The 24,795-nt window shown below is 67.2% G+C and carries 22 protein-coding genes; 12 read left to right on the top strand and 10 right to left on the bottom strand.

Annotated features, from left to right (window positions below):
* From AC10V3_RS30895 to AC10V3_RS30865, 7 genes are all read right to left on the bottom strand, one after another.
* Positions 1-900: a DMT family transporter gene (locus AC10V3_RS30895; protein ID WP_041682172.1), complete on the bottom strand. Its 900-nt coding sequence runs from the start codon at positions 898-900 to the stop codon at positions 1-3.
* Positions 901-1,077: 177 nt separating this feature from the next.
* Positions 1,078-2,253 carry a c-type cytochrome gene (locus tag AC10V3_RS30890; protein ID WP_022539191.1) on the bottom strand — a complete coding sequence of 392 codons (1,176 nt, stop codon included), beginning with the start codon at positions 2,251-2,253 and terminating at the stop codon, positions 1,078-1,080.
* 31 nt (positions 2,254-2,284) lie between these two features.
* On the bottom strand, positions 2,285-3,163 hold the full coding sequence (locus tag AC10V3_RS30885) for an ABC transporter ATP-binding protein (RefSeq protein WP_022539190.1): 879 nt from the start codon (positions 3,161-3,163) through the stop codon (positions 2,285-2,287).
* Positions 3,157-4,203 (bottom strand): ABC transporter permease, encoded by a 1,047-nt coding sequence (locus AC10V3_RS30880; RefSeq protein ID WP_022539189.1) that lies wholly within the window; start codon positions 4,201-4,203, stop codon positions 3,157-3,159. Before AC10V3_RS30880 ends, AC10V3_RS30885 begins: the two co-directional genes overlap by 7 nt.
* A gap of 4 nt (positions 4,204-4,207) precedes the next feature.
* On the bottom strand, positions 4,208-5,221 hold the full coding sequence (locus tag AC10V3_RS30875; RefSeq protein ID WP_022539188.1) for an ABC transporter substrate-binding protein: 1,014 nt from the start codon (positions 5,219-5,221) through the stop codon (positions 4,208-4,210).
* Between the two features lie 36 nt (positions 5,222-5,257).
* Positions 5,258-6,091, bottom strand: a complete 834-nt coding sequence (locus AC10V3_RS30870) for a class II aldolase/adducin family protein (protein WP_022539187.1) — start codon at positions 6,089-6,091, stop codon at positions 5,258-5,260.
* Positions 6,092-6,118: 27 nt separating this feature from the next.
* Positions 6,119-7,216, bottom strand: a complete 1,098-nt coding sequence (locus tag AC10V3_RS30865; protein WP_022539186.1) for an LLM class flavin-dependent oxidoreductase — start codon at positions 7,214-7,216, stop codon at positions 6,119-6,121.
* Positions 7,217-7,443: 227 nt separating this feature from the next.
* On the opposite strand from AC10V3_RS30865, the gene AC10V3_RS30860 reads away from it, so the two are divergent.
* The 3 genes from AC10V3_RS30860 (at position 7,444) to AC10V3_RS30850 (ending at position 11,000) form a co-directional block, all read left to right on the top strand.
* The gene (locus AC10V3_RS30860) at positions 7,444-8,655 is read left to right on the top strand and encodes an acyl-CoA dehydrogenase family protein (RefSeq protein ID WP_490923876.1); all 1,212 of its coding nucleotides are present in this window, start codon (positions 7,444-7,446) and stop codon (positions 8,653-8,655) included.
* 114 nt (positions 8,656-8,769) lie between these two features.
* Complete coding sequence (locus AC10V3_RS30855; RefSeq protein ID WP_041681827.1) at positions 8,770-9,396, top strand: cysteine dioxygenase family protein; 627 nt, start codon at positions 8,770-8,772, stop codon at positions 9,394-9,396.
* Positions 9,393-11,000: a rhodanese-related sulfurtransferase gene (locus AC10V3_RS30850; RefSeq protein WP_022539183.1), complete on the top strand. Its 1,608-nt coding sequence runs from the start codon at positions 9,393-9,395 to the stop codon at positions 10,998-11,000. The genes AC10V3_RS30855 and AC10V3_RS30850 overlap by 4 nt, the downstream gene beginning before the upstream one ends.
* Before the next feature lie 7 nt (positions 11,001-11,007).
* Here AC10V3_RS30850 and AC10V3_RS30845 read toward each other — a convergent pair whose 3' ends face one another.
* Positions 11,008-11,940, bottom strand: a complete 933-nt coding sequence (locus AC10V3_RS30845; RefSeq protein ID WP_022539182.1) for a LysR substrate-binding domain-containing protein — start codon at positions 11,938-11,940, stop codon at positions 11,008-11,010.
* 132 nt (positions 11,941-12,072) lie between these two features.
* On the opposite strand from AC10V3_RS30845, the gene AC10V3_RS30840 reads away from it, so the two are divergent.
* Both AC10V3_RS30840 and AC10V3_RS30835 read left to right on the top strand, forming a co-directional pair.
* On the top strand, positions 12,073-12,915 hold the full coding sequence (locus AC10V3_RS30840; RefSeq protein WP_022539181.1) for a class II aldolase/adducin family protein: 843 nt from the start codon (positions 12,073-12,075) through the stop codon (positions 12,913-12,915).
* A 112-nt stretch (positions 12,916-13,027) separates the two neighbouring features.
* Positions 13,028-14,344 carry an MFS transporter gene (locus tag AC10V3_RS30835; RefSeq protein WP_022539180.1) on the top strand — a complete coding sequence of 439 codons (1,317 nt, stop codon included), beginning with the start codon at positions 13,028-13,030 and terminating at the stop codon, positions 14,342-14,344.
* A 32-nt stretch (positions 14,345-14,376) separates the two neighbouring features.
* On the opposite strand, the gene AC10V3_RS30830 is transcribed toward AC10V3_RS30835, so the two are convergent.
* Positions 14,377-15,060 carry a GntR family transcriptional regulator gene (locus AC10V3_RS30830; protein ID WP_022539179.1) on the bottom strand — a complete coding sequence of 228 codons (684 nt, stop codon included), beginning with the start codon at positions 15,058-15,060 and terminating at the stop codon, positions 14,377-14,379.
* 112 nt (positions 15,061-15,172) lie between these two features.
* Between AC10V3_RS30830 and ilvC the strand changes: the two genes are divergently transcribed.
* The 3 genes from ilvC to AC10V3_RS30815 all read left to right on the top strand — a co-directional run bounded on the left by ilvC (position 15,173) and on the right by AC10V3_RS30815 (position 18,922).
* On the top strand, positions 15,173-16,189 hold the full coding sequence (ilvC, locus tag AC10V3_RS30825) for a ketol-acid reductoisomerase (RefSeq protein ID WP_022539178.1): 1,017 nt from the start codon (positions 15,173-15,175) through the stop codon (positions 16,187-16,189).
* A gap of 130 nt (positions 16,190-16,319) precedes the next feature.
* A complete protein-coding gene (locus tag AC10V3_RS30820) occupies positions 16,320-17,861 on the top strand; it encodes a Rieske 2Fe-2S domain-containing protein (protein ID WP_022539177.1) in 1,542 nt (513 codons plus the stop codon).
* Between the two features lie 80 nt (positions 17,862-17,941).
* Positions 17,942-18,922, top strand: a complete 981-nt coding sequence (locus tag AC10V3_RS30815) for a PDR/VanB family oxidoreductase (RefSeq protein ID WP_041682171.1) — start codon at positions 17,942-17,944, stop codon at positions 18,920-18,922.
* A gap of 152 nt (positions 18,923-19,074) precedes the next feature.
* On the opposite strand, the gene AC10V3_RS30810 is transcribed toward AC10V3_RS30815, so the two are convergent.
* Positions 19,075-19,809, bottom strand: coding sequence for an IclR family transcriptional regulator (locus AC10V3_RS30810; RefSeq protein ID WP_022539175.1), 735 nt, complete (start codon positions 19,807-19,809; stop codon positions 19,075-19,077).
* A gap of 185 nt (positions 19,810-19,994) precedes the next feature.
* On the opposite strand from AC10V3_RS30810, the gene AC10V3_RS30805 reads away from it, so the two are divergent.
* The 4 genes from AC10V3_RS30805 (at position 19,995) to AC10V3_RS30790 (ending at position 24,762) form a co-directional block, all read left to right on the top strand.
* Complete coding sequence (locus AC10V3_RS30805) at positions 19,995-20,843, top strand: fumarylacetoacetate hydrolase family protein (protein WP_022539174.1); 849 nt, start codon at positions 19,995-19,997, stop codon at positions 20,841-20,843.
* 41 nt (positions 20,844-20,884) lie between these two features.
* Positions 20,885-22,552, top strand: coding sequence for a bifunctional 3-(3-hydroxy-phenyl)propionate/3-hydroxycinnamic acid hydroxylase (locus AC10V3_RS30800; protein WP_022539173.1), 1,668 nt, complete (start codon positions 20,885-20,887; stop codon positions 22,550-22,552).
* Between the two features lie 30 nt (positions 22,553-22,582).
* Positions 22,583-23,422: a VOC family protein gene (locus AC10V3_RS30795; protein WP_022539172.1), complete on the top strand. Its 840-nt coding sequence runs from the start codon at positions 22,583-22,585 to the stop codon at positions 23,420-23,422.
* 80 nt (positions 23,423-23,502) lie between these two features.
* Positions 23,503-24,762, top strand: coding sequence for an MFS transporter (locus AC10V3_RS30790; protein WP_022539171.1), 1,260 nt, complete (start codon positions 23,503-23,505; stop codon positions 24,760-24,762).
* Positions 24,763-24,795: the final 33 nt, after the last annotated feature.

The following is a 24,795-nucleotide window of genomic DNA, read 5'->3' as shown; positions in this document are numbered from 1 at the left end:
CTAGGTCGCGCCGACTGGCCGCGCCGGCAGCGCACGTTCGCGCGCTGCCGCCACCGTGCCACCCACGCCGCTGGCGGCAATCAGTGCCACGCCGAGCACCGACCATGTATCTGGCAGGTAGGCAAACGCCAGCCAGCCGCCGACCATCGCAAAGGCAATCTGCAGGTAGAGATAGGGTGTCAGCAGACTGACCGGCGCGCGCGCATAGGCCAGCACCAGGAGCATGTGACCGGCGCTGCCGGCGAGCGCCATGCCCGCGAGCAGGCACCAGTGCCACACCGTGAGCTGCGAGGTCCAGCCGAACGGCAGCGCCACCGACAGCAGTACCGTGGCCACGCAGCCGGTATAAAAGTGCGTGGTGCCGGCGCCGTCGGCGCGGGTCAGTACGCTGGTGAGCAACTGGTAGACGGCATTGCACAGCACCGCGCCGAGCGGCAGCAGCATCGCCGGCTGCAGGCCTGCGTCCGGCCGGATCACCACCAGCGCGCCGGCAAATCCGGTCAGCAGGCACAGCCAGCGCATGGCCGACACGCGTTCGCCCAGCGTGGCCGCGGCGGCCAGCGCCATCACCAGCGGTGTCAGGCTGACCACGGCGGTGAACTCGCCCACGGGTAGCACCTGCAGGCTGAAGAACGCGCAGCCGCTGGACAGCACCATGGCCACCGCCCGCACCCCTTGCAGCAGCGGCCGGCGCGTGCGCAGCAGGGCCCGGCCGCGCGCCGGCAGCAACACCGCGCCGGTCAGCGCGGCCTGCACCAGGTAGCGCAGCCACAGTGCCATCACGACCGGCACCGCGGCGCCGGCGATCTTGGTCAGCGTGTCCAGTGCGGCGAAGCAAGCTACCGCCCCCACCATCAGCGCGATCCCTTGCAGCGCCCGGGCGCCCCCGACGGGCCTCACGCCGCAGGCCGGCAAGCTGCGCTTGCCACGGCCGTCCTCATCTGCACCATGTCACCGACCCACGTTGGCTTTGTCTCGATGTGCAGGGTACTGTCACGAGCGGGGGGAGATCACGGCAATGGGTGGAAAGTCAGAATTCGCTGGCAGCGAACAATCCGGGGAAGGCGATGGCCACGCTCAGTGAATGAAGCCGCCTTTGACGAAGCGCACCGGCTCGGCATCCATGCGCAGCAGCAGCGCGGTCAGGCCATCCGGGGCCGGCGCAACATTGCGCGGTGTGTTGGCCTCCGGGCCCGACACGCATACAAGGTCCGCATCGGACCATTGCCGGCCCGGTGCACCACGCGCACGCAGCCACCCGGCGCGGTCGGCCAGCAACTGGGTTCCCGCCAGCCGGGAGGGGGATGCCCCGGCGATCGATGCCACCGCCTGCCACGCAAGCGGCGACGTGGCCGTGCAGCCGGCGCGAAAGCGCGCTACCTCTGCGGGTGGCCGACCGTCCGGCGTGACCAGCACGGTCAGGAAGCGCGGATCCTCGTATGGCAGTGAGGCCGTGCCATCGACCGCCACCAGCCGCACGCGCTGGTCGCCGCGCCATTGCGACAGCGCCAGCGGCGCCTCGGTGCCGCAGCGGATCGCCATCTCCGGCAGCCGCAACGGAACCGGCCAGTTGCCATCGGCATCGCTGCCGGCCGACAGTGCCTTCATGTAGTCGATCACGGCCCAGGTCTCGCGCTCGCCCAGCTTGCCGCTGAACGCGGGCATGGTGAACTGGCCGTAGCGGTCACGCATCCCGGCGAGCACATGCCAGAACAGCTCGCCGTCGGCGCGACGCGCCAGCAGTGGGCTGGCCAGCGTCGGCGGCCACTGTGACAGGCTCGCGGCCAGCGGCCCCTCGCCGCGTCCGTCGGCGCCGTGGCAGCCGACGCAGTGTTGCGTGTAGACGCGCCCGCCGAGGGCGATGGCATCGACGGAGAAGCGGGTCGGACTGGCGTGGAAGCTGGTGGGCACTGCCGGGCCAAGCAGCAGCGATGCCTTGGGCCACGGCGCCACCATCAGCGCGAGGGCGGCAGCGGCCAGCAGCACGCCACGCCGGCGGTGCCAGGCCAGCGCAATGGCCACGGCCAGCACGGCGAAGGCCATGGCACATACGCTCAGGCCGACATGGCGTGCGAGGCCCAGGTCGATCAACAGCGTTTCGCCGGCCACGCGCTGCGCCCACGGCCACGCCGGCTGGCCGTGGCTGTCGCCGGTCAGGCCCAATGCGTGCCACAGCGACAGCAATCCAAGCTGAAACTTCTCGATCAGCACAAGCAGCGCGTTCAGCCATGCTTGCGGAGGCGGGCCGCTCATGATGCGGCCCGCGGGGTGGAACGTTGGGGCATTACCAGCTCGCGTCCAGTCCCAGGTGACGCAGCGCTTCGTGCCGCAGCCCGGTCAGCCGCGGGTCGCCGCGATGGCGCGGATAGGGCAGGTCGACCTTGATCTCGGCGGTGATGCGCGCCGGGCGCTGGCTGAAGATGATCACGCGCTGGGCCAGGAACAGCGCCTCTTCCACATCATGCGTGACCAGCAGCGCCGAGAAGCGCGAGCGTTGCCACAGTTCGACCAGGTCGCTCTGCATTGCCAGCCGTGTCAGCGAATCCAGCTTGCCCAGCGGTTCGTCCAGTACCAGCAGGCGCGGATCGTTGACCAGCGCGCGCGCCAGCGCCACGCGCTGCGCCATGCCGCCGGAGAGCTGGTGCGGGAAGGCGCGGGCGAAGGTCTCCAGCCCGACGCGGCGCAGCGCGTCATCGACGCGATGGCGCTCCTGCGCCAGGATGCCGCGCGCCTGCAGGCCAAGTGCGACGTTGTCCCAGACGCGGCGCCAGGGGTACAGCGTGGGGTCCTGGAACACGACGATGCGTGAGGGGTCGGGCTCGGTGATGGGCGTGCCGTCCTGCAGGATGTCGCCGGAGGAGGGTTGGTCGAGGCCGGCGACCAGGCGCAGCAGCGTGGATTTGCCGCAGCCGCTGGGGCCGAGCAGGGCGACGAATTCGCCGGGGGCGACGTTGAGGTCGACGTTGTCGAGGACTTGCAGCTGGTCGCTGCCGGTGCCGAACCAATGGCTGACTTTGTGGATATCGATACGTGCGCCCGTTAGAACTCCGGGCGTATCGCCTGCCGCCGCGTTAACTCCCTTCTCCCGCTCGCGGGAGAGGGAGGCCTTCTCCAGGCTGCCGTGGGGTCTCGATGCTTTCAACCGCTCAACCACACTCACCATTTCACCGTCCCCTTCTGCCACGACAACACCCGGTCCCGCGCCACGAACAACAGCGTGATCACACTGGAGAACAACAACGCCATCACAATCAGCGCCGCATACATATTCACGTACGAAGCCCAGCCCTGCGCCCACGTCAGGTACCAGCCCAGCCCCGACTTCACCCCCATCATCTCCGCCGTCACCAGCACAGAAAACGACGCGCCCAAGCCCATGAACAGTCCGACAAACACCTGGGGCAGCGCCGCCGGAATCGCCACCCGCAGCACCAGGAACCACCCGGAAGCGCCCAGTGTGCGCGCCACGTCGTAGTAGCTCTTGTTGACACCGGCCACGCCCGACCACGTCAGCACAGCGACCGGAAACGCCGTAGCCAGCGCGATCAGGAATACCGCGGCCGAATAGCTCGACGGAAAGAAGTAGAACGTCAGCGGCAGCAGCGCGGTCGAAGGCAACGGCCCCAGCACCCGCAGCACCGGATGCACCCAGTACCCGATCCGCCGCGACCAACCGATCGACACCCCAACGAGGAAGCCGGCCAGCCCGCCATACGCCACGCCCAGTCCCAGCAGCTTGAGCGTATTGAGCACACTGTCGCCCAACCGCCGCCAGTCGTCGGTATAGACTTCGATCAGCGCCTGTGGCGGCGCAAAGAAGGGTGTAGGCAGGATCGCGGTCTTGGCGGTCAGGATCTCCCACGCCGCCAGCACCACCGGCACTGCGACCAGCCACGGACCGGCGGTGCGCAACGCGGCCAACGCGCGTTGCGCCGCACGGAAACGCTGCCCGAAGATCGCGACCAGCGTGAGAAGCGCGGCACCGGCCAGTGCCGCAATACCCAGTTCCTCCGTATAGGCCCAGTCGCTGAAGCCGACCATCTGGTTCGGCCATTGCCACGTCAGCGCGCCGAACGCGGCCCACGCCAGGGCCGCGACGACGCCCGTGGCCCAGACCGGGCTGGTACCAGGAACGGTGGCGATGGCAGGTGCGGCAGGCTCGCGCGCGAGCCCCGCATCGAGTGCAGCTTGGCTTGTCGTCATCGCATTACCCCAGGACATTGGCGTAGACATGCTGCGCCAGGCGTTTGGCATCTGTGGTCTTCTTCAGCACGCCGATGCGGCGGAAATCGTCGGCGTAGAACGCGATCTCGTCGCGCAGGTCGATGCCGGTCGGGTGGTGGGTATAGGTCAGCGTCGCGTACAGCTTGCGCAGGTCGTCCGGGTTGATCTTGGGCGAGTACTTGGCGAAGACCTTGGCGGCTTCGTTGGGGTTCTCGTTGACGTAGTCGGTCGCCTGCACGATCGCGCGCGCCAGCGACGTCGCCGCCGGGCGGTCGTTGCGCACCAGCTCGCCGCGCGCGCCGATCACGCAGCAGACCTTGCGCGCGTACTCGCCGGTGAGGTTGGTGGCCAGTTCGACGTAGGCGCCGTTGGTGCGCTTCTCCAGCAGGTAGAGGTTGGGATCGCCGTCGGCGATGGCCTGGATCTCGCCCTTGTCCACGGCAACGCCCAGCAGGTCGGCCGGGTACTGCCGCCAGGTGATGTCCTTGTCCGGGTCGATGCCGTTCTTGGCCAGCAGGATGGTGAAGAAGTGCTTGCCCGGCGCCGCCAGGTCGCTGACGCCGACGGTCTTGCCCTTGAGCTGCTGCAGGTTGGTCACGCCCGCCGCCTTCGATCCCACCAGCCGCACGCAGCCGCCGTGCGAGCTGCCGATGATCTTGACGTCGAAGCCGGCTTCGAGCGGCTTGAGCCAGCGGTGGATCATGCCGACCGCGGCATCGGCCTTGCCGGTGGCGATCGATTCCAGCAACTGGTCGGTCGAGCCGCTGTAGTTGATCAGGTCGACCTGCAGGCCGTTCTTCTCGAAGAAGCCCTTCTCCTGCGCCACTACGATCGGCGTCAGGCAGAACGAGTTCTGGTTCCAGGCGAAGGTCAGCTTGCGTGGCGCCGACCAGGCCTGGCGGCCGAGGATCAGCGATGGCGCGGCAATCGCCGCGGCGCCGGCAACGCGCAGCACGTCGCGGCGGCGCGGATTGGCGGTGGTGTTCTTCTGGCTCATGGTGAAACTCCCCGTTTTCGTTGTTGGTGTGAGGCGTCAGTCCAGCAGGTCGGGCTCGGCGTCGACCAGGCCGGCATACAGGCTTTCAAAGGCGTGCAGCGAGCCCTCGTTGCCCCCGACTTGCGAATGCGTATGGCGCGCGGTGGCCACGTCGATGGGCTGCGGCGTGCCGGCGGCTTCGGCCAGCAGCTGCGTGTGCGCGGCGTTCTCCAGCGCGATGTACCACCACGCTGCGGCCTCCACGGTCGGGCCGGCGGTCAGGATGCCGTGGTTCTTCAGGATCGCGTCTTTGTAGGTCTCGTCATTGCCCTTATCGAGCGCGCGCGCGATGCGTTGGCCTTCGCTGTCGTCCACCACCATGCCGGTGAAGTCATCGAACAGCGCGTGATGCTCGAAGAACGAGCATGAGTCCTGCGTCAACGGGTCGAGCTTGCGGCCCAGCGTCGACCACGCTTTGCCGTAAGTCGAATGCGTATGCGCCGCCGCGACGATATGCGGATGCGCCTCATGGATCGCGGCATGAATCGCAAAGGCGGCCTTGTTCAGCGGCCGGTTTCCGATCACGGTTTCTCCGCGCGCGTTGACCAGGAGCAGGTCAGACACGCGGATGCGCGAGAAATGCACGCCCAGCGGATTGACCCAGAAATGGTCGGTCAGCTCCGGATCGCGCGCGGTGATATGGCCAGCCAGCCCGAGATCGAAGCCCTGCCGGGCAAAGAGGCGGAAGGCGCCGGCCAGGCGTTCCTGGCGATGGCGGCGCTCGGCCTCGATGGTTGGGCGCGGCGGCACCGGTTCGAACCAGAACTTCTGCTGCGGCTGCGGGTTCAGCTTCAGCGCGGTGGGGCGCTGGATGGGGACGACGGCGTTCATGATTGTTGTTATCCGGGGCGTTCGGGGTCAGGCGGCCTTGCGTTCGGCCTGGCCTGCGGCGTCGTGCTGCGCCACCAGTTCGCGCACGCGCGGGATCAGTTCGCGGCCGTAGTCGATGGCGTCTTCCAGCGGATCGAAGCCGCGGATCAGGAAGGTGGTCACGCCCAGCTCGTAGTACGCCAGCAGCGCCTGTGCCACCTGTTCGGGCGTGCCGACCAGGCCGGTGGAGTTGGAGCGCCCGCCGGTCTCGCGCGCGATGGCGGTCCACAGCCGCTGGTCGACGCGGTCGCCCTTGTCGGCAGCAGCCAGCAGGCGCCGCGCACCTTCGCTCTGCTGCGGGCCGCCACGGCTGTAGCCCGCCTGCACGCGCAGCGCGCGGGTGCGCTCCAGGATGCTGTCGGCGCGGGCCCAGGCTTTCTCTTCGGTCTCCGCCAGCACCGGGCGGAACGACACCGAGAAGCGTACCTCGCGCCCATGCTTCGCGGCCTCGGCGCGCACGCGCGTGGTCAGCTCGCGCACCTGGTCGAGCGATTCGCCCCACAGCGCGTAGACGTCGGCATGCTTGCCGGCCACGGTGAGCGCCGCATCGGAGGCACCGCCGAAGTAGATGGGCACGTGCGGCTGCTGTGCGGGCTTGACTTCGGAGAAGCCCTGCGTAAAGCGGTAGAACTGGCCTTCATGATCGAACGGCGCGGTCTCGGTCCAGATGCGACGCAGGATCTGCAGGTACTCATCGGTGCGCGCATAGCGCTGGTCATGGTCGAGGTAGTCGCCGTCGCGCTGCTGCTCGCTGTCGGAGCCGCCGGAGATGAAATGGACCCCGAGCCGGCCGCCGCTGAACTGGTCGAGCGTGGCGATCTGGCGCGCGGCCAGTGTCGGCGCGGTAAAGCCGGGGCGGTGCGCCAGCATGAAGTGGATGCGCTCGGTCACGCTGGCGGCGTAGGCGATGGTCAGCGTGGCCGACGGGCCGGTGGAGTGGTGCGGCACCAGGATGCGGTCGAAGCCAGCCTGCTCATGCGCCTGCGCAAAGGCACGCACGTAGTCGCGGTTGATCACGGGACCCGCTGGCGGATGGATCTCGGACTGCTTCTGGCTCTGGATCATGCCGATGAAATCGACGCTCATGCGGGTGCTCCTGTATCGGTGATGGCGGCAGCGTGGCTGCTCGGATGGTTTTGGGCTGAGGAAGAAAGTACGACAGCCGCGCCGCGCCACTAACGAATAAAAACGACGGACCATATTCAATAAGCGTCGTTTCCGGAACCCGGGGCCGGCGGTACGCTATGCGGCATTCTTGGCGATGCCGTCCGCAGCGGCAGGCGTCGGCCGTCATCCTTCCCGGAGCGTTTCCCATGTCTTTGACGTCTTCCCTGCGCCGGCTGCCCAGCAGCGACGCGCGCCTTGGCGACGTGCTGGCCGAGCTGTCCGCGCGCTTTGCCGCCGGCGCCGGCGCGCATGATGCGGCCGCCAGCTTTCCGCACGACAACTTCGCGCAATTGCACGCGCATGGCCTGACCGCACAGGTGGTGCCGTGCACGCACGGCGGCGGCGGGGCAGGGCTGGCGCAGGCGCGCCGTATCGTGGCCGCGGTGGCGGGCGGCGAGCCGGCCACCGCGCTGGTGCTGACCATGACCTACCTGCAGCACCGCGCCATTGCCCGCGCCGACTCGCACTGGTCAGCGACCGTGCGCGACCAGGTGTTTGCCAGTGCCGTGCAGGACGGTGCGCTGATCAACGCGCTGCGCGTTGAGCCGGAGCTGGGCTCGCCCGCGCGCGGCGGGCTGCCGGGTACCATCGCCACGCGCGTCGCGGATGGCTGGCGCATCAGCGGGCGCAAGCTCTACAGCACCGGCATCCCGGCGCTGCGCTGGCTGGCGGTGTGGGCGCGTACGGACGATCCCGAGCCGCGCGTCGGTGTGTTCCTGGTGCCCGGACCGGCCTCGGGCATCGCGGGCGTGCGCATCGTCGAGAACTGGAACCACCTCGGCCTGCGCGCCTCAGGCAGCCACGAGACCGTGCTCGACAATGTGTGGATTCCACCCGATCACGCCGTCGATATCCGCCCGCCGTCGGCCTGGGTGCCGGCCGGCGCGAGCCAGGCCGACATCGACGCCAACGCCGACCAGCAGGCGTGGATGGTGGTGCTGCTCGGCAGCCTCTACGACGCCGTGGCGCGGGCCGCCGACGCGTGGGTCCGCACCTTCGTGCGCGAGCGTGCTCCCGGCAGCCTGGGCGCGCCACTGGCCACGCTGCCGCGCGTGCAGGAAGCCATCGGCGAGATCGCGGCGCTCCTGCGGACCAACGCCGTGCTGCTCGACGACGCCGCCGCGCGCACCGACGCGGGCGAGCCGCCGTCGCCTGCCGACAGCGGCCTGCTGAAGTTCATCGTGACCGGCAACGCGATCCGCGCGGTGGAACTGGCGTTGCAGCTGTCTGGCAACCACGGCCTGAGCCGCAACAACCCGCTCGAGCGCCACTACCGCGACGTGCTGTGCAGCCGTATCCATACGCCGCAGAACGACGCCATCCTGGGCGCCGCCGGGCGTGCGCAGCTCGGCCTGTAGGCACGCGCCCCGCCGTGCCGTGCTATGTTTGCAGGACCAGCGCCCCGCAGAGGGCCGCGCGGCCGGCGCCCGGCGCGCCGGCAAACCAGAAAGAGACACTCCGGAGTGATTCCCATGGGCAATTCCATCAACCCCGATGCGCCAAATGCACTGGCGCCGCTGCGCGACTTCGTCACCGCGTTGTCCGCGCTGCTCGACCAGCATCCCGACGAGCCCCGCATCCTGCGCGAGGGCGGGGCGCTGCTGGCAAAGCTGGTGGCGCGCGACGACTGGCTGCCCGACACCTGGGCCCAGCCGCATCCCGAGTACTACCAGCAGCACCTGCTGCATTGCGATTCCGCCGAACGCTTCTCCGTCGTCAGCTTTGTCTGGGGTCCGGGGCAGCGCACGCCGATCCATGATCACACCGTGTGGGGGCTGATCGGCATGCTGCGCGGTGCCGAGGACTCGCAACCGTTTGTGCTCGATGCCGCCGGCAGGCCCGTGCCGCAGGGCGACGCGGTACGCTTGCTGCCCGGCCAGGTAGAAGCCGTTTCGCCCACGGTCGGCGATATCCATCGCGTCAACAACGTTCATGACGACCGCGTCTCGGTCAGCATCCACGTCTACGGCGGCAATATCGGCGCGGTACGCCGCTCGGTCTATGCCGAGGACGGCACGCGCAAGCCTTTTGTCTCCGGCTATTCCAACCAGACCCTGCCCAACCTGTGGGACCGCTCCCGCGAACTTGCCCAGTCATGACCAACAACAACGCTGACTTTCCGACTTATTCGCGCGAGGACGTGCGCAAGGCCCTGCTCGACGGCGAGGAGATCGCGCTGATCGACGTGCGCGAGGAGGACCCCTTCGCGCAGGAACATCCGCTGTGGGCGGCCAATTTCCCGCTGTCGAAGCTTGAGCTTGAAGCAAGGTCGCGCATCCCGCGCCGCGACACGCTGGTCGTCGTCTACGGCGAATACGCCGGCGAAGACCTGGCGCCGCGCGCGGCAGCCGTGCTGCGCGAGCTGGGCTATACGCGCGTGCATGTGCTCGAAGGCGGGCTGCGCGCATGGATCGCTGGCGGTGGTGAGGTTTTCCGCGACGTCAACGTGCCCAGCAAGTCGTTCGGCGAGGTGGTGGAGGCCAAGCGCCATACGCCGTCGCTGGCGGCCGAGGAAGTGCAAGCGCTGATCGACAGCAAGGCCGACGTGGTGATCGTCGACGCGCGCCGCTTCGACGAATACCAGACCATGAGCATCCCCACCGCCACCAGCGTGCCGGGCGCCGAGCTGGTGCTGCGCGTGCGCGAGCTGGCGCCCGATCCGCGCACGCGGGTGATCGTCAATTGTGCCGGGCGCACGCGCAGCATCATCGGCACGCAGTCGCTGGTCAATGCCGGCATCCCCAACCCGGTCGCCGCGCTGCGCAACGGCACCATCGGCTGGACCCTGGCCGGGCAGCAACTGGACCACGGCGCCGGCCGCCGTGCGCCCGCCGCAGTCAGCGACGCCAACCGTGACAGCGCCCGCCGCGGCGCGCGCGAGATCGCGGACCGCGCCGGCGTGCGCCGCATCGCGCTGGGCGAGCTTGACTCGCTGCAGCAAGCAGGCCGCACGCTGTACCGCTTCGATGTGCGCACGCCCGAGGAATTCGCCGAGGGCCACCTGCCAGGCTTCGTCAACGCGCCGGGCGGCCAGCTGGTGCAGGAAACCGACCACAACGCCCCGGTGCGCGGCGCGCGCATCGTGCTGGCCGACGACGATGACGTGCGCGCCAATATGACCGGGTCGTGGCTGGCGCAGATGGGATGGGACGTCTGGGTCGTGGAGCCGGTGGACGCCGCGGCGCGCAGCGAGACGGGCGCGGTCGCCGCGCCGGTGCCTGCTTCAGCGCCGGTGCCATCGGTGACGCCCGCGGAACTGGCTGCATGGATCGATGCGAAGGATGGCAGCACCGCCGTGCTCGACTTCACCGCGAGCGCCAACTACGTCAAGCGCCATATTCCCGGGGCGTACTTCGTCATTCGCGCGCAGCTGGCTGAGGCGTTGCCGCGCATCCCGCAGCCGCGCCGCTATGTGCTGACCTGCGGCTCCAGTCTGCTGGCACGCTTCGCGGCCGCCGACCTGCGGCGCCTGACCGATGCGGAGGTCTTGGTGCTGAAAGGCGGCACGCAGTCGTGGATCGCCGCGGGCCTGCCGCTGGAGAGCGGCGAAACGCGGCTGGCGTCGGAACGCACCGACCGCTACCGCCGGCCTTATGAGGGCACCGACAGCCCGCGTGAGGCGATGCAGGGCTATCTCGACTGGGAGTTCGGCCTGATCGCGCAACTGGAGCGCGACGGCACGCACGGCTTCCGGGTGGCGTAGGGCGATCTCACTTCGGGCGGCGCGTCCCGGCGCCGCCCACTCCCTGGCCCGGATCGAGGCCAAGCTCCGCGCACAGCCAGGTGACGAAGGTTGCCACCTTGGGCAGGTGCGCTTCATTCTGCCGGTAGCAGAGGAAGTGCGTTTCCCGCGCGACCGGGCGGAACTCGCTTTCGCCCACCGGCACCAGGTCGCCGCGCGCCAGGTCGCGCTCGGCCAGGCGGATGCTCTCCAGTGCCACGCCCATGCCGTCCACGGCGGCAGAAATCGCCAGCGCGCCACGGTCGAATGACGCGCGCGGGCGCGTCGGGCACACCATGCCGTTGGCATCGAACCAGTCCGGCCACGTCACCCTGCTCAGTTGGGAATCGATCAGCGGCAGCGCCTGCATCTGCTCGCGCGCGGGCGCATCGCTATCGAGCAGGCGCGGCGAACACAACGGCAGGATCCGCTCCTTGCCCAGCGGCGTCACGATCACGCCCGCGCGCGCCTGCGCCGTGCCGTAGGTGATGGCCAGGTCGATCTCGCGCGCCAGCGTCATGTCGATCGGCTCGGCCCCCGAGGACAAGCGGATGGTGATGTCGGGATGCTGCTGCATGAAGGCCGGCAGCCGCGGCCCCAGCCACTTCACCGCAAAGCTGGGTGCGCTGTAGACGGCCAGCACCTGCGCCTGTGGTGCCAGCACGACCTCGTTGCACGCGGCCTCGATCACGTCGAACACGCGCGACAGGCTTTCCAGCAGGCGCTGTCCTTCCGGCGTCGGCTCGACCCGCCGGTTGCGCCGCACGAACAGCTTGCGGCCGAAGTAATCCTCCAGCTCGCGCACCTGGTGGCTGATCGCCGATTGCGTCAGGTGCAGCTCGTTCGCCGCCAGCGTAAAGCTCTCCAGCCTGGCCGCCGCCTCAAACGCGCGCAGCAGCACGAAGTTCGGTACACGCCTCATGGGATTGCCCCGCCGTTGTAATTCATGAATGTGGTTCATGCTTCCATGAACACCCATCGTTTGTCAACGCATCGGCGCGGCGCGACTATGCCTCCACGCAGTTTTCCATTCGATCCCAACAAGGAGCAAATCATGGCGGCAGTACTCGAACGCACCCCGCAGGTGTTCAACGATGAGGAACGCGTTTCCATCTATCAGCCCGAACAGCGTGGCCTGATCTTCCCGTCGATCCCGAAATTCTCCTCGTTCGCCGAGGAGCGCCAGTACTGCAAGGAGCGGCTGGTGGCAGCATGCCGCGCCTTTGCGCTGGAAGGCTATGACTACGGCTTCGCCGGCCACCTGACGGTGCGCGACCCGGAGCATCCGGAGCTGTACTGGACCAACCCGATGGCGGTCCATTTTGCGCAGGTGAAGGTGTCGAACCTGATCTGCGCCGATCACGAAGGCAAGGTGGTGGAAGGCCGTCATGCGATCAACCGCGCCGGCTTCGTGCTGCATGCCGCCGTGCATGAGATGCACCAGGACATCGTCGCCATGTGCCACGCACACACGGAATATGGCACCGCGTTCGCAGCGCTGGGCAAGCCGATCGAGCCGATCACGCAGGACGCGGCCGCCTTCTTCGAAGACCACGTAGTGATCGGCGACGAGGCCGGCAAGGTCGCGGTCGAAGTCAAAGGCGGCCACAAGGTCGCCAACGCGTTCAAAGGCGTCAAGGCGGCGATCCACCAGAACCACGGCCTGCTGACCGCGAGCCGGCACAGCATCGAGTCGGCCGCGTTCTGGTTCATGGCACTGGAGCGCTGCTGCAAGCAGCAGCTGATGGTGGAGGCGACCGGCATCACCCCGCGCCTGGTTTCGCCGGATCGCGCGCGCTACAGCCGCGAGCACGTCGGCAGCGACTACATCGGCTGGCTGCACTTCCAGCCGATCTGGGACCACCTCGCCGCCACCCAGCCTGACATGTTCGACTGAGCGGGCGCACGCCCGCCTGTCGCGGCCGCCACGCGCAGTGGCACGGCGGCCGCCGATGCAGCCCACCGCAACGATCTCGCAACGACAGCGATGACGCCCCCAGGAGACACCCATGCAATCCCCCAGCGCAACCGCGGCGCCGTTTGCCGCCACCGAATCGGAAACCTATACCCGGGTCATGTGGCGGCTACTGCCGTTCCTGTTCCTGTGCTACCTGTGCGCCTACCTTGACCGCATCAACGTGGGCTACGCCAAGCTGCAGATGATGCAGGACCTTGGCCTGAGCGACGCCGTCTATGGCCTGGGCGCCGGCATCTTCTTCGTCGGCTACCTGCTGTTCGAAGTGCCCAGCAACCTGATCCTGCTGAAGGTCGGCGCGCGCCGCTGGATCGCCCGCATCATGGTGACGTGGGGCCTGATCTCCGCCGCCATGCTGTTCGTGAGCACGCCGACCAGCTTCTACATCATGCGTTTCCTGCTGGGCGTGGCCGAGGCTGGCTTTATCCCGGCGATCCTGCTGTACCTGACGTACTGGTTTCCGGCGTCGCGGCGCAGCAAGGTGACGGCGCTGTTCCTCACCGGCATCCCGATGTCGGGCGTGGTCGGCGGGCCGCTGTCGGGCTGGATCATGAGCGCGATGCACGGCGTGCACGGCTGGGCGGGGTGGCAGTGGCTGTTCTTGCTGGAAGGCATTCCGACGGTGCTGGTGGGCGTGATCGCGTACTTCTACCTGGACGACAAGGTGGCCGACGCCAAGTGGCTGACTGCCCAGCAACGCACCATGATCGAGACCAACCTCGCAGCGGAGAACCGCGGCCATGCGCTGCATTCCGTGCGCGACGGCCTGACCAACCCGCGCATCCTGCTGCTCAGCGTGATCTATTTCTTCTTCACCATGGGGTTGTATGGCGTCAGCTTCTGGCTGCCGACCATCGTCAAGGCCAGCGGCGTTTCCGATCCGCTCGACATCGGGTTGCTATCGGCGATTCCGTATGCCGCGGCCACGGTGTCGATGATCCTGGTAGGCCAGCGCTCCGATGCGCGAGGGGAGCGGCGCTGGCACCTGGCCGTGCCGGGTGTGCTGGGAGCACTGGGCCTTTGCCTGAGCGTGGCCTATGCCAGCAACACGGCGCTGGCAATGCTGGCGCTGACCATCGGCACCATGGGCATCATGACCACCATCTCGCAGTTCTGGACCCTGCCGCCGGCGATCCTGGGCGGTGCGGCCGCCGCAGCCGGCATCGCGCTGGCCAATTCGGTCGGCAGCATCTCGGGCGTGATCAGTCCCTACCTGATCGGCTGGGTGCAGTCGAGCACGGGCACTACCGGCAACGGCGTGCTGGTGCTGGCGGCGAGCCTGGTGATCGGCGGGATGCTGGTGTTCACGGTGCCGGCGCGGCTGGTCAACAGCGGCGCGCGCAAGGACTGACGATGGGCTGCCGCTGCAACCTCAGGGCGCGCTCAGGCGATCTGGCGCGTCTCGCCCAGGAACTCACCGAGGCGGCGGGTCAGGTTCTCGCGCGCGCGGGTGGTGTGCAGGTCGGTCAGCTCGGCGGCGCGCGCAGCGTCGCCGGCGGCGATGGCCTCGGCAATCGCCTCGTGCTCGTCCCAGATCGTCTCACGCTGCGCCGCCGACGATTGCAGCACGGCGCCCATGGCGCGGCGCAGGTGGACCCAGTACAGCTCCGCGCTGCGCGCCAGCAGCGGGTTGCCGGCGGCCTCGTAGATGGCGTGGTGAAAGGCCATGTCGGCATCCATCATCGCCTTCACGTCCTTGCCGCGCGAGGCGCGGCGGCCCTGCGCGATCAGTGCCGGATCGACCTGGTAGCGCCGCGCCGCGGCCAAGCGTGCGGCGAGCGCGTCCAGCGCGCCGCGGACCTCGTAGAGGTGGCCAATCGAGGCCGCATCCAGCGGGGTCACCAGCACGCCGCGGCCGGGCGCGTCCTGCACGAAGCCGTCTTTCTTCAGCAGCCGCAGCGCCTGCAGCACCGGCGAGCGCGAGACCTGCATCTGGTCCGCGATTTCCTCCTGCGTCAGGCGCGTGCCGGGGGCCAGGGTGCCGTCGCTGATGGCGTCGAGCAGCATCTTGTACACCTCGTCGACGTAGTCGGGGCGGGCCTGGATCTTGGGAAGAGTGGGTGTCATGGTCGGCTTTCTGCACTTTGTATTCAGACTACACGCGGCGCTCGGCGCCCGTCAATGCAAAGCCACCCGGGGTGAGAGCCGTTTTACAGAGTACGAAAAGGAGTGAATGACTATGCACGTGTATTACGACAAGGACGCTGACCTCGCGCTGATCCGCGCGCGCAAGGTGGCGGTGATCGGCTACGGCTCACAGGGGCATGCCCACGCGCTGAACCTCAGGGACAGCGGCATCGATGTAGTGGTGGGTCTGCGCGAAGGCGGCGACTCATGGCGCAAGGCCGCCGCCGCGGGACTGCAGGTGGCGACGATGGCGGAGGCGGCGGCGCAGGCGGACATCGTCATGCTGCTGATCCCGGACGAGACCATCGGCCAGGTCTACCGCGAGTCGGTGGCGCCGGTGATGCGTGCCGGCGCGGTGCTGGCCTTCGCCCACGGCTTCAATATCCACTACGGACAGGTGGTGCCGCGCGAGGACCTCGACGTGATCATGATCGCGCCGAAGGCGCCGGGGCATACGGTGCGTTCGACTTACGCGCAGGGCGGCGGCGTGCCGGCACTGGTCGCGGTGGCGCAGGACCGGTCGGGCATGGCGGGCGATATCGCGCTGGCCTACGCATCGGCCATCGGCTGCGGACGTTCCGGCGTGATCGAGACCGATTTCGGCGAAGAGACCGAGACCGACCTGTTCGGCGAGCAGGCCGTGCTGTGCGGCGGCACCGTCGAACTGATCAAGGCCGGCTTCGATACCCTGGTGGAAGCGGGCTACGCGCCGGAAATGGCGTACTTCGAATGCCTGCACGAGCTGAAGCTGATCGTCGACCTGATCTACGAGGGCGGCATCGGCACCATGAACTACGGCATTTCCAACAACGCCGAGTTCGGCGAGTACCTGACGGGGCCGCTCATCGTCACCGACCAGACCCGCGCCGCGATGCGCGAGGTGCTGCAAGGGATACAGTCCGGCGACTATGCCCGGCAGTTCATCCTGGAAAGCCAGGCGGGCGCACCGACGCTGCAGTCGCGCCGGCGGCTGACCGCCGCGCATCCGATCGAAACCGTTGGCGCCCGCCTGCGCGCCATGATGCCGTGGATCGGGCAGGGCGCGCTGGTCGACCGCGAACGCAACTGAGGAGGCGAGCAAGAATCGGGTAAACCTTTACTTACATCGCCGCTTTCCGCGCCTAATCTCTGTATACAGAGTTCAGAATTCGGTAGCCGGTAATGAAACCGGCATCCCCCATCCTCGCAGGAGACAAGTCATGACCCAGACATCCGACAAGCTCGAATCGCCCCGCACCGCCGGCGGCAACGCCGTCGTCAAGAAACTGATCCCCTTCGGCGGGTACTACGCCAACCGCGTGCCCGCCCACGACCCCGAACTGACTGAAACCGGCCCCGGCACGCCGATGGGCGAATACATGCGCCGCTTCTGGCACCCGGTGTGCATGTCGCTGGAACTGACCGACACCCCGCGCTTCATGAAGATCCTCGGCGAAGAGCTGGTCGCCTTCCGCGACGGCAGCGGCCGCGTGGGTGTGCTGCATGCGCATTGCTGCCATCGCGGCGCATCGCTCGAATATGGGGCGATCCAGGAGCGCGGCATCAAGTGCTGCTACCACGGCATGGTGTTCGACGTGGACGGCGCCTGCCTGCATGTGCCCTTCCCCAAGGGCGAGGAGAAGGAAGCCGAGAAATACGCCTGCTCGATCCGGCAGGGTGCGTACAAGGCGTTCGAGCGCAATGGGCTGGTGTTCGCCTACATGGGCCCGCCCGACGAAGAGCCGCCCTTCCCGGAGTGGGAGTCGGACTTCACGGTGCTGCCGGGCGACGAACTGGTGCCGTACAGCAACTTCCAGCACTGCAACTGGCTCCAGGTCCAGGACAATGCCGCCGACAACTTCCACCCGACCGCGCTGCATGCGGCAAAGAATGTCGTGGGCGGCAACTACCAGGGCACCACCTTCGATGAAGTGGGCGCCGCGTCGATGGAGGTCGCGCCCGACATGCAGTTCATCCCTGTGCACCAGGGCCGCGGGCTGGCGTGCGCCGGCGCGCGCCGCGTCGACAAGGACAAGCTGTTCCTGCGCGTGCAGCACCAGGTGCTGCCGAACCTGAGCCTGCATGCCTACACCTCGGAGGACGGCTCGAAGAAAAAGCTGTTCAGCCGCTTCCACATCATCCGCTGGACCGTGCCGGTGGACGACGAGAACAGCAAGATGATCGGCTGGCGCGTGATGGGCCCCGGCATCGACACGCGTGGCGTGGGCGACAAGAGCCTGGTCGGCTATGAAACCATCGACTTCCTGGAAGGGCAGGTGGCCATGCGCCGTCCGGAACGGTTCGGCCAGTACAAGCTGGAGGACCTGCCGCCGATCCCGTCGAACCACCGCGAGCGGCACGACTACAAGGCCGCGCAATACGCGCCGGGCGACTACGAGGCCATCATCAGCCAGCGCCCGATCGCCGTGCATGCGCTGGAAAACCCGACCAAGTTCGATGCCGGCCTCTTTGCCTTCCGCAAGATGCTGCGCGACGCGGTGCGCGGCACCAACCCGTCATCCGAGGCGCGCGGGTTTGCCGACTGGCTGCGCGCGGCCAGCGGCGAGCCCAACAGCTTCTGCTCCGGCAACGTGTTCGAGATCCCGGAAGCCGGGACGGTCGAACAGGAAGTGGCCAACCGCCGCCGCGTGGCGCGCGAGGTGGTGGCCATCCTGGCGGAGTCCGATGGCCTGAAGGGCGACGAGCGCGCCGACTTTGTCCGCGCCAGGTTCGAGGCGCTGGAACAGAGCTTCCGCGCCTGACGCGGTTCGCCTGAATGGAGCGGGCGGCGCTGCCATGCGCGCCGCCGTCCGCGCCGATGCTTGCAGTCAAGGAATCCGAAATGAGCACCACCACTGAACACGGCGCCGGCCCGATGGAACTGCTGGTCCGGCAAATCCGCGCCGAAGCCGCCGGCATCAATGCCTATGAACTGGTCGAGCCCGACGGGCGGCCGCTGCCGCCGTTCACGGCGGGCGCGCATATCGACGTGCATGTCGCGCCCGGGCTGGTGCGGCAATACTCGCTGTGCAATGATCCGGCCGAGCGCCACCGCTATGTCATCGCCGTGCTGCGCGACGAGGGCGGGCGCGGCGGCTCGCGCACGGTGCATGAACGCATCCGCGTGCGCGACCGTGTCGCGGTCAGCGCGCCGCGGAATCACTTTGCGTTGGTGGGCGGGGCGCGTAAGGTGGTCCTGCTGGCGGGCGGCATCGGCGTGACGCCGCTCAAGGCGATGGCGCACAGCCTGCGGGCGGCGGGCGCCGATTTTGAACTGCATTACTGTGCCAAGGCGCCGGAGTGTGCCGCCTTCCCGGACGAGTTGTCGACGCTGGGCGGCCATGTCCACTATCACTTCGACGGCGGCAATCCGGCCAACGGGCTGGATATCGCCGGCATGCTGGCGCGGCCGGCGGCCGACACGCACCTCTACTACTGTGGTCCGGGTGGGTTCATGAAGGCCTGCGGCGAGGCCTCGGCGCACTGGCCGGCCGGTACGGTCCATTGCGAGCACTTCAAGGCGCCGGCTGCGCCGGCGAGCGCGGGCGGCGTTGCGGACGCCGGAGGCTTTATCGCGCAGATCGCCAGCACCGGCCAGGAAGTCAGCGTTGGCGCAGCCCAGAACCTGGCCGAGGCGCTGCAGGCCGCGGGCGTGGCGCTCGAGACGTCGTGCCAGTCAGGGCTTTGCGGGACTTGCAAGGTGCGTTACCTGAGTGGCGAGGTGGACCACCATGATTACATCCTCGATGAGGCAGAACGGCAGTCGTGCCTGACGCCGTGCGTGTCGCGCGCACGCAGCGAGCGGCTGGTGCTGGATCTTTGAACTGGCAGGAGGGAGAAAACCATGCGCGATGATCGGATGCTGGACCACACCGCGTGCGAAGCCGTTGCCGTAAGCCAGCATCCGCTCGAACTCGGGTCTGGCGTCGCCTTTTCTTCCGCGTGAGCGACGGACCCGAACACCATTACCTGGAATCACGCACGAATCTCCGCCGCGGCCGGCACAAGCAGGTGCACAAGGCGACTGATACCGCGTGCGTCCACTTCCGATTCCGCCACAACGTAGCTAAGGCTCCCGACTGGACGCCCGTCTTCGTTAAGGATGGGGGCGGCGATCCCCACGCGACCAGGGTCGATCTCTCCATGTGAGACGGCATGGCCCGCCTTGCGCAGGCGGCTCAGGGTCTGACGGAATGTCGTCCAGTCCTCGCCCAGGCCCGCCGCGCGAATCTCCTCCGCATGCTTGCTGTAGATCGCTTGCAGTGTCCGCGTCTGCTGGTACGCAAGGATGATCCGCGATGTGGCGCCGCGAAACATGATCATTGGTCGGCCGCGCTCATAGCTCACCACGGCTTGCGGCCCTTGGTTGAGCACCTGATGCACGCACAGCACAGAGTCTCCAAATGCGCGGCACAACAGCATCACCGATCCCGGCGGCGCATAAACGATCAACTCCTCCATGATCGGGCGCGCCTGCCGCAGCATGGGGTCGGTCAGCTGGATCTGGCGGTCGAGTTGAATAATGGCGGGCCCCAGGACATAGCGGCCTGCACCAGCAGTCGCGACTAGTCCCATGTCCATCAGATTCGACAGGTAGCGGTAAGCGCTGCTGATCGACACCTCAAGCTGCGCGGCCACGTCCTCGGCCGTCCACACCGGTTTGTCCAGCGAAAACAGGCTCAGCACACCAAGTGCGCGGTCCGTGGCCATTCTCCATTGCTCCGTAGTCCAATTCCGCGAGCATAACACCAAGCGCGTCTGGATGCATGCAAGAATCCCGCCAACTGCGTCTAATGGTAAACATTGACTGCATTATTCGCGTATTTTGCGAATAATGCAGTCAACCAGGCGGCTGCGACCCAGCCTGACATTGCCTTTGGACCCAGGAGTATCAGATGAAACTCACCAGCTTCCTTCATGCCGGCCACCACGCCTTTGGTGCCGTGATCGGCGACAAGATTGTCGACCTTACGCCACACATCGAGTCCGTCGGTGCCAGCCTGCGCGAAGCCCTCGCGAATGGCGCCCTGCCGCGCATCGCCGAAATCGTGGCTGGCAGCCAGCCATCGCTGGCTCTTGCCGAGGTCGAACTCCTGCCCGTGATTCCCGATCCGGAGAAGATCCTTTGCGTTGGCATCAATTACGCATCGCACGTTCGCGAAACCGGCCGCGACATGCCGCAGTACCCGATGTTCTTCACCCGCTTTGCCGACTCGCAGGTGGCGCACGGCAAACCGATCCTTCGTCCGCGTGTATCGGAAAAGCTCGATTTCGAGGGCGAGCTGGCCGTCATCATCGGCAAGACTGCACGCCACGTCCGTGCCGCCGACGCGCTGGGCTACGTGGCGGGCTATTCCTGCTACAACGACGGCAGCGTGCGCGACTGGCAGAAGCACACCATCCAGTTCACGCCTGGCAAGAACTTCCCGCAAACGGGGGCATTTGGCCCGTGGCTGGTGACCACTGATGAGATTCCTGATCCATCGAAGCTGACGCTGACTACGCGCCTGAACGGTGAGGTCGTGCAGCAGGCACGCACCGACGATCTCATCTTCAGCGTGGGCGACGTCATCGCCTACTGCTCCACCTTTACTGAACTGCGTCCCGGCGACGTGATCATCACCGGCACCACCGGCGGCGTGGGGGCGTTCCGCAATCCGCCGCTCTGGATGCGTGCGGGCGATACGGTCGAAGTGGAAATCTCCGGCATCGGCGTCCTGTGCAACGGTATCCAGGACGAGTGACGGCAGGCCGGCGCCATCGAGCGCCGGATAAGGAGACACCCATGACCCATTCCCCTTCGCTTGCGACCGCCGTGCTGGTGGTTGGCGCCGGCCCGACAGGCCTGACACTGGCCAACATCCTGGGGCAGCAAGGCATCGACACCATCCTGATCGACCGCAAGGCAAGCACCGTGGCTGAACCACGCGCGGTATCCATCGATGACGAATCGCTGCGCACCATGCAGGCGATCGGCCTGGTCGACGCCGTGTTGCAAGACGTGGTGCCCGGCTACGGCGTGCACTACCTGACGCGCCCCGGCGGCCACTGCTTCGCCAAGGTTGAACCCACTGCCAGCGAGTACGGATTTCCGCGGCGAAACGCATTTCGCCAGCCACTCTTCGAAGCGACGCTGCGCGATGGACTGAAGCGCCACCCCTCGGTGCGCGTGCTGTTCGGCCATACGCTCGAATCCCTGTCGCAGGATGACGATGGCGCGCGTGCCATCGTGCAGTGCGCCGACGGGCAGGTCCAGATCAACGCCGCCTATGTGGTCGGCACCGATGGCGGCCGCAGCTTCGTGCGTCAGTCCATCGGTGCGACGCTGGTCGGGTCGTCGTTCAACGCGCGCTGGCTGGTCGTCGATACCGAAAGCGACGACGACACGTTCTGGCAGACCCGGGCGTACTGCGATCCCGCACGCCCCACCGTCGAAGTACCCGGTCCCCATCAGACACGCAGGTTTGAATTCCTGCTGAAGCAGAGCGAGACCGACGAAGAGATTCTGCGGCCAGAGCGCATTGCCGAACTGCTGCGCCCGTTCCGCGCGGATCGCCCTGCGCATATCGTGCGCAAGACGGTCTACACGTTCCATGCCCGCGTTGCCGATCGCTGGCGCGTAGGGCGCATATTCCTTGCCGGCGATGCGGCGCACCTGACTCCACCGTATGCAGGCCAGGGCATGAACAGCGGTGTACGCGATGCACACAATCTGGGTTGGAAGCTCGCGGCCGTGCTGCACAACAAGCTGGCGCCGGCCGCTCTGGAGTCTTATGAAGCCGAGCGCCGCGACCATGCATGGGCGCTGATTCGCCTGGCACTGAACCTGGGCATTGTGATGGCGCCGCGCAGCCGCCTGGCAGCCTGGGCCTTCTCCACGTTCTTCCGCGCGACCGCGCTGATGCCGCCCGTACGCGACTATTTCCTGCAAATGAAGTTCAAGCCAAAGCCGCGCTTCCACAACGGCTTGCTGGAAATGAGCGAAACCGACACCGTCGGACTTGTCGGCACCATGTTGCCGCAGCCGAGTGTGCGCACCGTCGAGGGCAAGCTACTGCCGCTCGATGAGGTCACCGGTCATGGCTTTGCTCACATCGCCATCGGCGCCGAGGCACTGGTAGATACCACCGGACTCGCCCGCGCCCTGTGGCGCAGGCTGGAAACGCGCCGCGTCGTGCTGCTGCCGGCACTGGCGCCGGAGACGGTGCGCCTCGCGACTGAACGCGGCTATGTGCCGGTCGAGCTGGCACCGGCGGCCATGCCCCAGGCACTGAGGGGGCTGGCCGGAAAAGTGGTCGTGGTTCGTCCGGACAGATATGTGGCCGGTGTGTTCGCGCACCACGATGCTGATGCGTTGTCCACGGCATTTGGCCGGCGCATCGGCATCGACATGTCAAACGCCAGCGCCGCGAATGAGGCAGTCGCCAACGGGCGCGCGGCTTTGACACGCTGATTCCGGGCCAACAGACAAGCAAGGTTCATCATGACCACACTACAAACTACGACGCCGCTCCGGCTCCACCACCTTCATCTCTGCAGCAGCGCACCAGACGCACTCGCCGCGTTCTACCAGGAGTTGTTCGAGCTGCAGCCGGTGTCGGCCCCAGAAAGACTGATCGCCCTCGCCGGTGGTGAACGCGCTGTAGTGATCCATCAAGGTGAGAGCGGCGGGTTGGCCATGGCAGCCTATGCCGCGCGCTCGCCGGAAGAGCTGGCGCAACTGCGCGATCGTCTGGCTGAGCTGGTTTGCGACTCAGGCCCGGAAGGTGAGATCTTCTTTGCCCCGGGGGCATTCACGGTGACAGACCCGCAGGGGCGCAGGCTGCTGTTTGGCGTGCCACGCTCCGGCCGCCAGCCGGACCGATTGGCGGCCCGGCTGCAGCACACCGTGTTCCAGACCACGGAGCTCAAGACTGTCGTCGATTTCTACGTGGAACGCATCGGCTTCACGATCTCCGACGAAGTTGTGGCGGATGAGGGGACAGTCGCCACATGCTTCTTGCGCTCTGACGACGAGCACCACTCGCTGGCGTTCTTCCAGGGATCCCGCAATGTCTGGGACCACCATTGCTACGAGACCAGTTGCTGGAACGATATCCGGGATTGGGGAGACCGCTTTGCACGTGTGCGGCGAGGCATCTTCTTTGGTCCTGGTCGACACGGTCCGGGTAACAACCTTTTCTTCATGGTGACGGACCCCGACGGCAATCGCGTCGAGTTGTCCGCGGAGCTGGAGCGTGTTGCGGCGGATCAGGCCCCCGGCGTCTGGCCGCATGAGGAGTACACGCTCAACTCCTGGGGGCGAGGCTGGATTCGCACCTGATCAGGACCGGCGCCGGCCGGCGCCGATCTTACCCATCCATAAAAAGAGGGGGAATCCTCCCCGATATCGGAGACAACGCCATGATTGCGCCCCTGTTGGTCCACGAAGTCATCGATGCCCGCCCGCTCGGGCGGTTCCAATGCCTTGCCATCGGCCTGTGCATCCTTGTCGCGATCCTCGACGGTTTTGATACCCAGACCATCGGCATGCTGGCGCCATCGATTGCCGCCAGTCTCGGCGTTCCGCTCACGTCCTTCGGCCCGACGTTCGGTGCCGGGCTGATTGGCATGCTGCTGGGCGCCGTGGTACTCGGACCATTGGCCGACCGCTACGGCCGCAAGACGATGATCGTGTTCTCCTGCGTGCTGTTCGGCAGCCTGTCCCTGGCTACGGCCTACGCGGCGTCACTGGAGCAATTGTTCGTGCTGCGGCTGCTCACCGGCGTGGGCCTTGGTGGCGCGCTGCCCAACGCCATTGCGCTGGCCTCCGAGTATGCGCCGCAGCGCTACGCGCGGACCACCGTTACCACGCTGATGTGCGGCATGCCGCTGGGCGCCGTGCTTGGCGGCGCCGTGTCTGCTGCTTTGCTGCCACGGTTCGGCTGGCAGTCGGTATTTATCGTGGGCGGTGTGCTACCGCTGGCCGTTGCATTGCTGATTGCATGGATCATGCCGGAATCGGCTCGGTTCCTGATTGCCCGAGGCCACGACATGGCCAGGCTGTCGGAGATCATGCGCCGCATTGCGCCCGATCTGCGCGCAAACGAAGCCTATCGGTCCGCCGATCCCACCACGGCCGGCGTGCCGATCCGGCTGCTTTTCACCGAGGGTCGTGCCACCGGCACCATCCTGCTGTGGATTCCGTATTTCCTCAACCTCGTGGTGCTGTACTTCATCGTGAGCTGGATGCCAGCCGTGCTGATCAGCGCGCATCACCCCACGTCGGTCGGCATTGCGGCAATCACGGCGTTCAGCGTCGGTGGGGTGCTGAGTTCGGTGGTGCAGGGCGCCTTGATGAACCGGTTTGGCGCGCGTCGAGTTCTCCTCTGCGAATTGCTCACCTACGCCGCGCTGGCGCTGGTGCTTGCGGCCTGGCCGCACGACCATGCACTGGTGGTTGCGGTCAGCTTTGCGATCGGCGCAGCGGTGCAGGGCGCGCAGGCGGGCTTCAACGCGCTGGCCGCCGAGATCTATCCCACCCGGATGCGTGCCACCGGTATCGGCTGCGCGGTCGGCATCGGCCGCATCGGGTCCATCAGCGGCCCGTCCTGGGCGGCGTGCTGCTTGGCTGGAACTGGGGCGCCGGAGACATTTTCATGGCGGGCATCGTGCCGGCGTTGATTGCCGCGGCTGCGGTCGACGCCAATCGGAGCC

The organism is Cupriavidus sp. PB-02 (assembly GCF_058252315.1).
The sequence above is the reverse complement of the archived record's forward strand: the minus strand, read 5'-3'. Positions and strand labels throughout refer to the sequence as shown.